The 12,938-nt window shown below is 70.8% G+C and carries 12 protein-coding genes; 7 read left to right on the top strand and 5 right to left on the bottom strand.

Annotated features, from left to right (window positions below):
* Positions 1-7: 7 nt before the first annotated feature.
* The gene (locus tag QHF85_RS26625) at positions 8-1,927 is read right to left on the bottom strand and encodes a hypothetical protein (protein WP_281330133.1); all 1,920 of its coding nucleotides are present in this window, start codon (positions 1,925-1,927) and stop codon (positions 8-10) included.
* A gap of 75 nt (positions 1,928-2,002) precedes the next feature.
* Here QHF85_RS26625 and QHF85_RS26620 point away from each other — a divergent pair, with 75 nt between their 5' ends.
* Positions 2,003-2,821, top strand: a complete 819-nt coding sequence (locus tag QHF85_RS26620; protein WP_281330132.1) for a homocysteine S-methyltransferase family protein — start codon at positions 2,003-2,005, stop codon at positions 2,819-2,821.
* A gap of 3 nt (positions 2,822-2,824) precedes the next feature.
* On the opposite strand, the gene QHF85_RS26615 is transcribed toward QHF85_RS26620, so the two are convergent.
* Positions 2,825-4,060 (bottom strand): acetyl-CoA C-acetyltransferase, encoded by a 1,236-nt coding sequence (locus QHF85_RS26615; RefSeq protein ID WP_281330131.1) that lies wholly within the window; start codon positions 4,058-4,060, stop codon positions 2,825-2,827.
* 135 nt (positions 4,061-4,195) lie between these two features.
* Between QHF85_RS26615 and QHF85_RS26610 the strand changes: the two genes are divergently transcribed.
* On the top strand, positions 4,196-4,813 hold the full coding sequence (locus QHF85_RS26610; RefSeq protein WP_281330130.1) for a TetR/AcrR family transcriptional regulator: 618 nt from the start codon (positions 4,196-4,198) through the stop codon (positions 4,811-4,813).
* Positions 4,810-5,262 carry a PaaI family thioesterase gene (locus QHF85_RS26605; RefSeq protein WP_281330129.1) on the top strand — a complete coding sequence of 151 codons (453 nt, stop codon included), beginning with the start codon at positions 4,810-4,812 and terminating at the stop codon, positions 5,260-5,262. Before QHF85_RS26610 ends, QHF85_RS26605 begins: the two co-directional genes overlap by 4 nt.
* 21 nt (positions 5,263-5,283) lie before the next feature.
* Here the strand turns inward: QHF85_RS26605 and QHF85_RS26600 are convergent, their stop codons facing one another.
* A complete protein-coding gene (locus tag QHF85_RS26600; protein ID WP_281330128.1) occupies positions 5,284-6,225 on the bottom strand; it encodes a hypothetical protein in 942 nt (313 codons plus the stop codon).
* A gap of 116 nt (positions 6,226-6,341) precedes the next feature.
* Here QHF85_RS26600 and QHF85_RS26595 point away from each other — a divergent pair, with 116 nt between their 5' ends.
* Positions 6,342-7,796, top strand: coding sequence for a serine/threonine-protein kinase (locus tag QHF85_RS26595; RefSeq protein ID WP_281330127.1), 1,455 nt, complete (start codon positions 6,342-6,344; stop codon positions 7,794-7,796).
* On the opposite strand, the gene QHF85_RS26590 is transcribed toward QHF85_RS26595, so the two are convergent.
* Positions 7,797-9,749, bottom strand: coding sequence for a protein kinase (locus QHF85_RS26590; protein ID WP_281330126.1), 1,953 nt, complete (start codon positions 9,747-9,749; stop codon positions 7,797-7,799).
* Between the two features lie 73 nt (positions 9,750-9,822).
* On the opposite strand from QHF85_RS26590, the gene QHF85_RS26585 reads away from it, so the two are divergent.
* Together QHF85_RS26585 and QHF85_RS26580 are read left to right on the top strand one after the other, a co-directional pair.
* Positions 9,823-10,800 (top strand): hypothetical protein, encoded by a 978-nt coding sequence (locus tag QHF85_RS26585; protein ID WP_281330125.1) that lies wholly within the window; start codon positions 9,823-9,825, stop codon positions 10,798-10,800.
* Entirely contained in the window at positions 10,797-11,549 is a 753-nt protein-coding gene (locus tag QHF85_RS26580) for a glycerophosphodiester phosphodiesterase family protein (protein ID WP_281330124.1), read from the top strand. Before QHF85_RS26585 ends, QHF85_RS26580 begins: the two co-directional genes overlap by 4 nt.
* Before the next feature lie 7 nt (positions 11,550-11,556).
* Here the strand turns inward: QHF85_RS26580 and QHF85_RS26575 are convergent, their stop codons facing one another.
* On the bottom strand, positions 11,557-12,447 hold the full coding sequence (locus QHF85_RS26575; protein ID WP_281330123.1) for a hypothetical protein: 891 nt from the start codon (positions 12,445-12,447) through the stop codon (positions 11,557-11,559).
* Positions 12,448-12,671: 224 nt separating this feature from the next.
* Between QHF85_RS26575 and QHF85_RS26570 the strand changes: the two genes are divergently transcribed.
* On the top strand, positions 12,672-12,938 hold a 267-nt coding region (locus QHF85_RS26570), incomplete at its 3' end, for a hypothetical protein (RefSeq protein ID WP_281330122.1).

Raw genomic sequence — 12,938 nt, 5'->3', positions numbered from 1 at the left:
ATTGAATTCACCGCGCCACGGCGAGCTCACGCGCAGCGGCCCCGGCCGCCTCGGCCTCGGCGAGGGCCTCTTCCTCGGCGCGCGTGTCGCGATCGTTCGTGGCTTCGAGGGGTTTGTCCTCGGCCGTGCGTTCGAGCGCGGCGAGCGCCCCGGGCGCGACCGTCTCCATCCAGCGCCGCATCGGCGCGTACGTGCGGAGCTCCCGCTTGAGGCGCGGGATCTCGCCCGCGCCGGCGATCTCCGGGTTCGTCGCGGCACGCACGGCGTCGGCGAGCAGCTCGTCGCGCGCGAAGAGCGGCAGATCGAGGCCGGCCCGCGTGGCGAGATCCGCGGCGGCCTTCAGATCCCCCTGCCGGACGCGCGAGACGAGCCGCACGCGGAAGAGGGCGCGGCTCTTGAAAGGGTAGGCCGGAGGCAAGGAGGCGAGCTCGGCTTCGGCCTCCGCGTGTCGATCCATGGCCGCGAGGAGGAAGGCGCGCTCGCTGATCAGATCGGGCAGGAGGATGTCGGAGGCCGAGATGCGCACGGTGTACTGCGTGAGCCGCGCGAGGCCCCGATCGCAGAGGTCGAGGGCCAAACGGAGATCACTTTTCTTCTCGGCGACGAGCGCGAGCGCGAGATCGGCCTGCGCGGCGAGGATCGAGAGGCGGCTCGACGAGAGGCGCACGAGCGCCGCGCCGCCCGCGGCGAGATCCCCCTTCGCGACGAGGTTCAGCGCGGCGAACAGATCCTTCGACTCCTTGCGCGCCCGGAAGAACCAGTAAACACGGCCGCCGGCGAGCGCGGCGAAGACCGCAAGGCAGAGCAGGCCGATGGGCAGGGTCGGATCTATCGGCTCTCCGTACAATTCTTCAAACCCGCCGTCGCTCTCCGCGCCCGAGGGCGAGAGCATCTGGTAGACGGTGACGGAGAGGGCCACGAGCAGGGCCCACAACACGAGGATCCGGCCGGCCTTTCGCCGGTTCTTCGCAGGCGCGTCCTTCGCGGCCGCCTTGCGCGCCTCCGCGACGGCCACCTTCGCCGCCTCGGTGGCCTCGGCCGCGGGCAGCTCGCCGGTCTTGTCGGGCCGCGCGCCGGAGACCTCGACGAAGGGCGCGGCCTCGGGCACGACCTGCGCGATCCAGTCGGCGAGCGGCGGCTCCTCGCTGTCGGCGTCGCGCTTGGCGCCCTTGCGATACACGCTCGTCGCGGTCGTCTCGAGCATGCGCTGGAAGGCGCGGACGATCGTGCGCTCGCGGCGATCGGTGGCGTCGAAGAGCAGCTCGTGGTGCGTGACGAGGTGCTCGCGCAAGGCGTCGCGATCGCCCGATCGCTCGAGCAGGATCGCCTCGGCGAGGGCAGCACGACCGAGCCCTTGTGGCAGGGCGTTGGGGCTCATTCGCACGGCCTCGATGTCCTCGCGCGCGCCCGCGCGATCGCCGCTCGCCGCGCGCAAGAAGGCGCGGGTGGCGCGCGCGTTCACGGTGTGCGTCCGGGTTTGCTCGCGGTAGAGGACGCCGAGCGGGGTCGTGATGCTTCGATCGAGGTGCGCGATCGCCGTGGGGATGTCGCCCCTGCGCATGCCGATGAGGCCGCGCTGCACGGCGGCGACGCAGGCGATGAGGGGATGGGGGCGGCCCTGCTCGGCGAGATCGAGGTGCGCCTCGGCCTCGGCGAAGCGGCCGCGGTTGATGAGGTCGAACGAGGTGTTGACCACTTGCACGCCCGCGCCGATCCGGCGCCCCAGGTAGCCGAGGACGACGAACGCACCGCCGATCAGGGCGCAGAACGCGCCGAGGATCGGAATGCCCGCGCTCGTACCGAAGAGCGCGAACATGCCGAGGCCGCAGAGGCCCACGAGCAGGCAGATCCCTCCCGTGACGACGAGCGTCGTGTGGTAGCGATGCGTCGCGTGGCGGGGCACGTTCTTCGGGGCAGGTGCGCTCATCGTGGTGTTCGGGCGTTTCGCGGCCCTCCCCGCGGCGCACCTTCGGCCCCATCCTAAGCCGACATGGGCCCCGCGATGTTGACGATCCTCGACGGACCGATGGGAACCGAGCTCGCCGCGCGCGGCGTCCCCACGCCCGCGCCGCTCTGGAGCGCGCTTGCGCTCGAGCGCGCGCCCGAGGTCGTGTCCGCGATCCACCGCGACTACGCAGCCACGGGCGCGACGGTGCACACGGCGAACACGTTCCGGACCAAGCGGAGGAGCGCAGGCGAGCGCTGGGAGGTGCTCGCGCGGAGGGCGGTCGCGCTCGCGCGCGAGGCCGTGCCGCCGGAGCATCGAATCGCGGGGAGCGTGGCGCCACTCGAAGATTGTTATCGGCCGGATCTGTCGCCGAAAAACCCCCGACCGGAGCACCGTGAGCTTTGCGAAGTGCTCGCGGATGCGGGGGTGGATCTGATCCTCTGCGAGACGTTCCCGCACGTCGGCGAGGCGCTCGTGGCGGTGGAGGAAGCCTTGCGGACGGGTTTGCCCGTGTGGGCGGCGTTCACCGCGGGACCGGACGCGGATTTGCTTACGCCGGCGGAGGTCCTCGCGGGCGCGCGCGAGGCGGCGGCGCGGGGGGCGAGCGCCGTTTTGATCAATTGCACGAAGGCGACGCGAACCCGGCCGTTCGTGGAAAAACTCGCGCAGGTGGGGATTCCATTCGGCGTATATGCGAATGCAGGCGCCGCGGAGGAGGGCATTGGCTGGGGGGAGGCCACGCGCGGGGCGGAGCTTTATGCGGAGCTCGCGGAGGCGTGGATCCGGGCGGGCGCGACGATCCTCGGCGGATGCTGCGGGACGGGCCCGCTCCACGTGCGGGCGCTCGCGGAGCGGGCTCGATCGAGAGGCTGAGCGTCAGACCCGTTCGAGGATCGTGGCGATGCCCTGGCCGCCGCCGATGCACAGCGTGACGAGCGCGGTCTGTTCGCCGCGGCGCTCGAGCTCGTCGAGGGCGGTGCCGAGCAGCATCGCGCCCGTCGCGCCGAGCGGATGGCCGAGCGCGATGGAGCCGCCGTTCACGTTCACGCGATCCGGATCGATCCCGAGCGCGCGCGTCGTTTGCAGCACGACGCCCGCGAAGGCCTCGTTGATCTCCCACAGGTCGATGTCACGCGCCTCCATCCCCGCGAACCGCAGCGCCTTCAGGCTCGCCGGCGCGGGCGCCGTGAGCATGATCAAGGGCTCGGTGCCGACGGTCGCCGTCGCCAGGATCTTCGCGCGCGGCTTGATGCCCTTCGCCTTGACGTACCGCTCCGAGGCGAGCACCACCGCGGCCGCCCCGTCGACGATGCCGCTCGAATTGCCGGCCGTGTGGAAGTGCCGGATCTCCTTCGCGTGCGGGTACGCCGCGAGCGCGATCTGATCGAGCGTCTCACCGTTCGGGCTGGCGACCGCCTTGCCGAGCGCGACGAACGAGGGCTCGAGCGCGGCGAGCCCCTCGGCCGTCGTGTTCGGCCGAGGAAACTCGTCCTGCGTGAGCAGCGCCGCGCCCGTGACGGGATCCGTCACCGGGACGAGCGATCGCGCGAAGCGCTTGTCCTCGAGGGCGCGCGCCGCGTTCTTTTGCGAGCGCAGCGCCACGGCGTCGATCTCCTCGCGCGTGAAACCTTCGAGCGTGGCGATCAGGTCGGCGCTGATGCCTTGCGGGACCTGGAAGACACGCTCGCGGAGGCGCGTGTTGCCGCCGTCCTGGCCGCCGCCGTCGGAGCCCATGGGGACGCGCGACATGCTCTCCACGCCGCCGGTGACGACGAAGTCCATCGCGCCCGAGCCGACCGCCATGGCGCCAAAGTTGACCGCCTGCAGGCCCGAGCCGCAGAAGCGGTTCAGCGACACGCCCGGCACCTCGTCGGGATAGCCCGCCGCGAGCACCGCGTTGCGGGCGAGGTTCGCGCCTTGCTCGCCGACCTGCGAGACGATCCCCGCCATCACGTCGTCCACCTCGCGCGGATCGAAGCCTCCGCGCGCAGGGAGCGCCCGGAGCACCTGCGCGAAGAGCTCCTGCGGGTGAACGCCCGAGAGCGCCCCCTTCCCAGCCTTGCCGCGCCCTCGCGGCGTCCGTGCGGCGTCGATGATGTAGCTCGTTCCCATGAGGTCGCTCCCTTCGTATGACGACACTCATATGATGATCATCATGCGAACTGTCAAGCGGTGGACCTCCGGGCGGGTGCTCGTTTCGTGTCCGGTCGGGTTGACATGATGCATGTCATATGACATGCATCATTCATGAAGAAGGAGCCCGTCTCCAAGGCCGAGCGCTGGGAGCGCACGCATGAAACGCTGCGGGACACGGCGGCGCGCCTCCTGCGCACGCGCGGCCTGCGGCTCCCGTCGGTGGCCGACGTCATGAAGGGCGCAAAGCTCACGGTCGGCGGCTTTTACGGGCACTGGGAGAGCAAGGAGGCGCTCTTCGAGGAGGTCCTGCGCGAAGCGCTCCGGAGCAACTGGTCCGAGCTCGTGCGAACGGCGCGCGGGGAGTCGGCGAAGGAGCGGCTGACGTGGATCCTGCGCCGCTACCTCTCCCGCTCGCACCGCGACAACCCCGAAGCCGGCTGTCCGCTGCCCGCCTCGATCAGCGACATCTCCGTGCTCGGCGCGCCCTACCAGAAGGCGTTCGCCGAGGAGATCGAGTCGCTCGCCGCGGAGCTCGGCGAGGTCGCCGGGCCGATCGGCGGCAAGCAGCTCGCGCTCGGGCTCTTCGCGTTGATGGTCGGCGGGCTGAGCCTCGCCCGCGCCACGGAGGGGACACCGATCTCGGACGCCATTCTCGCGGCGAGCCGCGCGCTCGCCTACGCCGCCCTCGATCGCGCCGAGCAAAAAGCCTCGGAGAAGGACGAACCATGACGACGACCGAAGAGACGCCCTGGATGAAGAAGATGCGCGCGATCCTGAAAGGCGCCGAGCCGCCGCCGATCGCCAAGCTGATCGGCTTCGAGCTCGTCGACGTCGGCGCGGGCTCCGCGGTCTTCACGCTGGTCGGAGATCCGAGCCGTCACGCGAACCCCATGGGCACGATGCACGGCGGCGTGCTCGTGGATCTCGGCGACGCCGCGATGGGCTTCGCCATGGCGAGCACGCTCGCGGAGGGCGAGAGCTTCACGACGGTGGAGCTCAAAGCGAATTATTTCAAACCCGTATGGAAGGCCCGCTTGCGCGCCGAGGCGCGGATGGTGAAGCGGTCGCGATCGCTCGGGTACATCGAGTGCGACATCGTCGACGAGGAGAAAGCGCTCGTGTGCAAGCTGGCGAGCACCTGCATGGTGCTACGAGGCGAAGCGGCCGCGGGGCGCTGAGCCGATCGCCTCGCCGAACGTCTATTGGCAGCCGATGCGGGTCGTCGCGAGGGCGACGTCGTCGAACCACAGGTTCATGTCCTGCCCGGCATAACTCTCCCATCCGAGCTTCAGGTCGGTGAGCTTCGGCTTCCAGCCGGGCTTTTGCGTGAGCCACTGCTGATCCACGTCGGGCGTCGGCGTGCCGTCGATGACGAGGCCGGAGACTTCGCTGCCGTCGACCCAGGTGCGGATCGCGCCCGCGGCGCCGTCGACCTGGAACTCGATGCAGCGCCATTGATCCGCGGAGAGCACGACGCTCATCGCGATGCCCGCGGGGCTCAACGAGGGCAAGGTGGCGTCGTCGGATTCGCGGTTCCACATGAGGATCTTGCTCTGGCCGCCCATGCGGAGATCCTTCGGGCCGTCGTTCTCGTCGCGCATGGCCATGAACGTCGTGTGGCCGTCGCCCTGCGCCGCCGACATGCGCATGTAGAAGCGGCCATAGACCACGTCGCCGAGCTCGGCGAACGCCGCCGCGTGCGAGAGGAAGACGTGATTGCAATAGCCGCCCTTGCCGGTCACGAGCACGGAGTTCTTTCCGCTGTGCGCCTGGGTCGCGTCGACGGCGGCCGTGCCCGTGCCCATGCAGTTCGGCATGACAATCGTCCAGCGCGCGGGGTCCGGCGCCTGACCGGCCGTGGCGCTCTCGAAATCGTCGCAAAGGGGGAGATTCGAGCAATCGAATGCGGCGCCGCCTGCGCCACCGGCGCCGGCGGCGCCGCCCGTGCCGCCCGCTCCGCCGGCCGGGGTGCCCGAGGTCGACATACCACCCGCCCCGCCCTGCCCTCCGCTGCCGCCGCCCTGCCCGCCGCTCCCACCCGGGCCACCAACACCGCCCGCGCCGCCGTTTCCACCTGCCCCTTCATCGCAGGCGACGAGCGGGACGGTGAGGACGAGGACCCAAAGTACGTGAGGAAGCATCGTTCGTAGGTTCATTGAGGCTGCCTACCAGGGTTTCCCCGTGCATGCGAGACGGCTGAAGACACTGAACGTTTGTTTATTGCCAACCCTCGGACCGTCGTTTACCTTGGCCGCGCTTGATCGGCGAGACCCTGGGCAAGACGTACAAGCTCATTTCCCTGCTCGGGCGAGGCGGGATGGGCGCCGTGTATGAAGCCGCGCACACCGAGACGGGTGCGCGGGTCGCCGTGAAGGTGCTCCATCACCACCTCGCCGAGGGCGAAGGGCTGCGGCGCTTTCGTCGGGAAGCGCAGGCCGTCGCGCGGGTTCAGAGCCCGCACATCGTCCGTATTCTCGATACCGGGACCGACGCGTCGAGCGGAAACCTCTATCTCGTCACGGAGCTGCTCGAAGGCGAGGATCTGCAGCGCCTCATCGACCGGATCGGCACGCTGTCGCTGCGCGGCGCCCTCGGTATCGCGAGCCAGGTGCTCCAAGGGCTCGCCGCCGCCCACGCGGCGCGCGTCGTGCACCGCGACATCAAACCGGCGAATCTCTTTCTCGCCCGCGGACCCAATGGCGCGCTGACGGTAAAAATCCTCGATTTCGGGATCGCAAAGGTCCGCAGCGAGCCCCTCGGCCTCGCGCAGACGACCGACCTGACGGTCACGGGGAATCTGCTCGGATCGCCGCTCTACATGTCGCCGGAGCAGGTGCAGAACAGCCGCGACGTCGATCATCGGACCGATCTGTGGTCGCTCGGGTGCGTGCTGTACGCGGCGCTCGCCGGGAGAGCGCCGCATCAGCACCTTTCGTCGATCGGGCAGCTCCTCGTGGCCATTTGCGTGACGCCGGCGAGGTCGCTCGTGGAGGTCGCGCCGTGGGTGCCCGCCGACGTGGCCGAGGTCGTCGAGCGCGCGCTCGCGATCCCGGCGGAATCGCGGCCCCAGAGCGCCGAGGCGATGCTGTCGGAGCTCGCGAAATTCGTTTCGCCCGGGGAGACGCTCCGGGAGGATTTGCTCGCGACCGGCGACAGGTCGCGTCCGCTGGCGAGCACGCCGCCGAGCCCGCCTTCGTCGATGTCGACGTCTCGGTCGACGCTCGGGGCTCCGGGTCGCCTGGCGGCGCCCTGCGCCCCGAACCCCGGGTTCGTCGCGCCGCCGTCCTCGGAGCGGCCCCTGCGCGGCGACGAGCCGACGGCGCTCGCGGGATCCATCACGGAGGTTGCGCCCTCGGAGGGCCCGCGGCCCTCCGCACGCTCGGCGGTGCCGATGCGCGTGGGAAGCCGGCACGTGACCGTGGATCCGCGTCGATTCCTGGGGACGCAGAGCGAGCTGTGGACGTTTTCCCTCGACGTGCACACGCATCTTTCGAGCTTGATCGCGCGGATCTGGAAGGCCTTGCGCCGCGCGGGCGCGAAGGTGCCTCCGATGTCGTACGGGGCCGAATGGGTCCTGTTCGAGCCGCGGACGAAGCGGTTCGTCGAAGATGACAAGCGCGAGGGCGGAGAACGTTTGTCCCTGGAAGCAGCGGGGATCCGGCCGGGTGCGGTGCTCTGGGTGGTGACGCCCGAGGAGCGCGGGACGGCGTGATCAGGAGGCGCGTGAGCCCGGCGCGCCCCGGCCCTCCCGCTCCGTGATCGCCTTGCCCCAGGGATGCTTCGCGACGAGCGCGCGCCCCTTCTCCCGGAGCGCGCTCGAAAGCCTTCCGCGGCTCGCCGCCGTGAAGGCCGAGGCGAGCTCCTCGGCGCTCGCGAACCGCTTTTCAGGCTGTTTCGCGAGCGCAATGGCGAGGACGAGGTCCACGTCGCGCGGGAGGTTCGGCGCGATCTCCGAGGCGCGCGCCGGCGTCTTGTAGACGATCTCGAACAGGATCTGCGGCGTGTCCGTCCCCGAGAACGGCGGCCTCCCGGTGAGCGCGCGATACGCCACGGCGCCAAGGGAAAAAAGATCGCTCCGCACGTCCGCTTCGATCCCCTGCGCCTGCTCGGGCGACATGTACCCCGGGGTGCCGACGACCGCGGCCTGCGTCAGCGTGCCCTTCGAGCCCTGGAGCTTCGAGACGCCGAAATCGAGGATCTTCCAGGTCGGCGCGCCCCCCGCCTGCTGCGCGAGGAAGAGGTTCTGCGGCTTCAGATCGCGATGCACGATCGACGCGGCGTGCGCCGCCGAGAGGCCACGGGCGACCTGCTCGAGCAGCTCCGCGACACGCGCGAGATCGAGCTGTTTTTCCTGGCGCAACTGGTACGCGAGGTCCTTGCCTTCGAGCAGCTCCATCACGATGAACGGCGCGCCGTCGACCATCGCGCCGACCTCGAAGATGCTGACCACGTGCGGCGATTCGAGCCGCCGCGAGATCTCGCCCTCGCGCAGGAATCGCTCGACGAGCGCGGGGTTTTCGAGCCCCGCGGCCGAGAGCAGCTTCACGGCCGCGCGCGCGCCCGTCTCCACGTGCGCCGCCGCGTAGACCTCGCCCATCGCGCCGCGGCCGATCACCTCGGCGAGGCAATATCCGCCCGCGATCGCGCCCGTGTAGCGACCTTCGAGGCCCGCGCCGGCGCGGAGCGCGCGTTCGAGGAAGAGGTGCGCCTCGTCGAGCTGCGCCTCGCGCTGGGCCGCGAGCCGGCTCGCCTCCGCCGAGCGCTTCATCGCCTGGAGCATCGCAGCGCGGCTCGCGCGCGTCTGCCACGCCGTGATCACGAGGACGCTCGGAACGTAGAACGTCATGAACATGCGCACGCTCGGGACCGCGTCGCTCGCCCGGAAGAGCCCCACGTCGGGCACGAGGCCCGTCCCGACGGCGAGCGCGAGCAGGAAGTAGAGCGCCATCGTCGCGGCCGCGGCGGCGTACATGAAGCGGGCGTCGTCGCTCATCCCGAAGACGCCGAACGCCAGCGTGATGAGCAGCGGCGCCGGGGAAAAGACGCCGATGTAGTAGATCGTCATGGGCATCATGACGACGCACGCGCAGACGAAGATGCGCAGGACACGGCGCGTGTAGCGCGACTCGTCCCGCGCGCGCCGCCAAACCCACAAGCCGACAAAGCCCATCAGGACGAGCGCGGCGCAAAACGGCCATCGCAGCGGCGTGCCGGGCACGAGCGGCTGCGTGACGATGCCGATGAGGCACAGGACCGCGATGACGCGGCCGAACGCACTCACCCGCGCCGCCTCCGCCGTGTGCAGCGCCTCGGTCATCGTGTGGCCGGCCGCGACCGAGGGCGCCGCCGAGATGCGCCCCGTCGCCGAGATACGCCCCGTCGCCGAGATGCGCCCCGTCCGCGCGGAGGGAGGCGGCAAGGAGAGGCGCGACGACGGCGGCAAGGAGACACGCGGCGGCAGCGGAGTCGCGCGGCGCACGCCCGCCATGGACGGCGTCTCGGCCAGCGTGGGCTCCTCGCTCGTCGAGCTCGCGTGGTCGAGCAGCTTCGGCCCGAGCGGAATGGGATCGTCGGCCGATGAGGCGGGCGGCGCGTCTGTCACCGGCGGGAGCGCTGCCTCTTCGGCGACCGCCCCTTCCGTCGTTGCCCGTCCCGAAGGCCGCATGCCTCGATGCTACGAAAAAAACGTCCGGGGCGCGCGGTGCTCGGTCGTGGGGGTCGTGCTACCGCTGTCCCGCGTGAGTAAGCCCCGCGATATCGTCGTCGCCACGCACGGCCACTGCTTCGACGGGATGGCGAGCGCCGCCGTGTTCACGCACCTCGTGCGCTCTCTCTCGCCCGGTCAGCCGCTCTCGTTCCGGTACCGCTCGTGCGGCTACGGCCCGGGCATGGCGACGATCCCGGAAGGGTGGCTCGACGGCGACGAGAACGCGATCCTGGATTTCCGCTACACGAAGAGCGCGCGTCTCTCCTGGTACTTCGATCACCACATCACGGCGTTCGGCTCGGCCGCGGAGGAGCGCGAGGCGCTCGCCTCGGGCGACGCGACCCATCGCGTGTTTTACGAGCCCACCTACGGCTCGTGCACCAAGCTCATCGCCGACGTGGCGAGCGATCGGTTCGGCATCCGGAGCGAGGCGCTCGCGCCGCTCGTCGCCTGGGCCGACATCATCGACGCGGCCCGCTTTCCCTCGGCCGAGGCGGCGGTCGATCGCAACGAGCCCGTGCTCAAGCTGGCGTCGGTCGTCGAGCACCACGGCGATGGGCCGTTCCTCAAGGACCTCGTGCCGCGGCTCGTCGAACGGCCGCTCGAGGAGGTGGCGCGCGGCGCGGACATCGCCGAGCTCTTCCGGCCGCTCGGCGCGGCGCGCGAGACGTTCATCCGCCGCGTGAAGCAGGTCGGCACGAGGATGGGCCGCGTGGTGTTCGTGGACCTCAGCGACGCGCCGATCGACGCGGCCGCGAAGTTCGTCACGTACGCGCTGTTCCCGGACGCCATGTACTCGGTGACGCTCACCCGCCAGAAGCAGCACTGCAAGATCTCGGTCGGGTACAACCCCTGGTGCGGCAAGGAGCGGCTGCACGACATCGCCGCGATCTGCCGGCGCTACGACGGCGGCGGGCATCCGGTCGTGGGGGCGGCGTCGTTCCCGCTGTCGGAGCTCGCGCGGGCGCGGACCGTAGCGCTCTCGATCGCGCGGGAGCTCGACACGTGAAGTCGCGCGGCGTCGGGGCCTTGCGGCGCGGGGAGGGACGGCCCCCGCTCGTGTACGGGCACCGCGGCGTGCGCGGGGCGCGGCCGGAGAACACGCTCGCGGCGTTCGAGCTCGCCGCCGCAGAAGGCGCGGATGGGGTCGAGCTCGACGTGCGCGTCGATCGAGATGGCGAGCTCATCGTGCTGCACGATCCGACGTTCGAGCGCGTGACGGGCGGCGCGGACACGCGGGCCGCGGCGGAGCTGCCGTACGAGGAGATCCGGCGGATCGACGTGGGGAGCGGGGAGCGCGCGCCGCGGCTCACGGAGGTGCTCGCGCTCGTGCAGGCGCGCGGGCTCGCCCTCAACGTCGAGATGAAGCACGACGTGCCGGATCTCGCGGCCGTGGTGCGCGCGACGGCGCGGAAGCTCGGGGCGTTCGATCCACGCGTGCCGGTGATCGTGTCGTCGTTCGATCCGCGCATGGTCGCGGCGTTCGGCGCGCTCGCGCCGCGGATCCCGCGGGCGCTCCTCGTGCATCGGACGCGCTGGTCGAAGGCCGCGCTCGAGCTCGCGCGGGGCCTCGGGCATGCGGCGCACGTCGAGCGGATTCTCACGCAAGGCAGCACGGTGCGGCGGCTCTTGCAAAGCGGGCTCGTGGTGAACGTGTGGACGGTGAACGACACGCGCGAGGCGCTGGATCTCGCGGCCCTCGGGGTCGACGGCATCATCACGGACGTGCCGGGGCTCGTCCGTGGGGCGCTCGGCTAGCCGCGCTCTATTTGTCGCAGGTGACGTAGAGCTTGCGGACGCCGCCGGGCTCGGTCTGCTGGAAGGCGCCGGGCACGAGGGGCGGGTTCCACTGGGCTTCTTTGTACTGGAAGATCACGTCTTCCTCGGTGTGCGGCACGCGCATGCGGATCGAGCGCGGCAGTTCTGCGTCGCAGGCGCCTCCGATCGGCTGGATCGGGTCTTCGATGCCGTCGGGATCGACCCGCGGGGGCGCGGTGCGGGCGGCCTCGTGGTTCGAGAGCTCGGCCTGGTAGAGGTCGACGCCGCGCTGCGAGACGAGCACGGAGAGGACACGCACGCGCTGCTGGGACCAGGGTTTGTCCCAGTCCTCGGGGCGGATGCCGAGGTGGATCTCCTGCTGGGCGTCGCGCGTGCTCGGCACGAGGACCCGGTAGAAGCCCTTGTCGGTGTCCCAGGTGATGGTGGGAGCGCCGGGCTGGTGCAGGAGGACGGGCGCCTCGCCGCGGAGGAGCGAGACGAGCGCGTGCCCGGGGATGGGGACGCGGGTCATGCGCGCGAGGTTGCAGGGGCTCGCCGGGCCGAAGAGGAATTGCTTCTCCTTCACGTCGAGCATCTGGAAGCGCTCGCCGTCGGCCGTGAGGGTGTAGAGCATGGCGCCGAAGGGGCTGACCACGTCGAAGCGAACGCGGTCCGGGTTCACGGCGAAGAGGTGCACCTCGCCGCGGACGCGGCCCTCGGGCGCGAAGCGGTCGATCTTGGCCTGGCCTTGCACGCCGTTGACGCACTCGTACGTGGCCTTCATCCGGCCGAGCGCGTCGTCTCCGGTGGGAAAACGCGACGCAGGCGGACGCGTGCCGCACGCCGTGGCGAGGAGGAGGGCCGAGCCGAGGGAGAACCGTGCGACGTAGGCGCGCATGCGGGCTGGACCGTCGCAGGAAAGGCTGAGCCCGTCAACGTGGCGAGGGTGGGCGTCCTCGCGGAGGCGCTGGTGATGCTCGCCGCGTCGAGCTCCCCGCCCGGATCGCGCTCCGGTGCGTGCCCTCGCGAGAGCGCCGGGATTCCCGGTTGGATGTGTTGAAATTGACATTCATTTACATTTTCAACGCGGTAAATTATCCTCGTTCTCCCAGGTAGGTGCGGATGAGAACAGGCTTCCTTGCATGGGCGCTGGCGGCGGCGCTGGTGCTGTGCGCAGGCGCGGGTTGCGGCGGCGATGAGGCGGGCGTTGGCCAGGGCGGCGCGGGTGGATCGGCCCCCGCAGGCAGCGGGGGTGCAGGAAACACCGGCGGCGGCGGCATGGGCGGCGCTGGCGGCAGCGGTGGCGTGGGCGGCAGCGGCGGCGTAGGCGGCAGCGGTGGCGGCGGCGGCAGCGGTAGCGTCGGCGGCAGCGGCAGCGGTGGCGTTGGC

This window comes from Polyangium sp. 6x1, assembly GCF_029946515.1.
Classification (GTDB): domain Bacteria; phylum Myxococcota_A; class Polyangia; order Polyangiales; family Polyangiaceae; genus Polyangium.
Note: the sequence above shows the minus strand (reverse complement) of the source record. Positions and strands in the feature narration are given on the sequence as shown.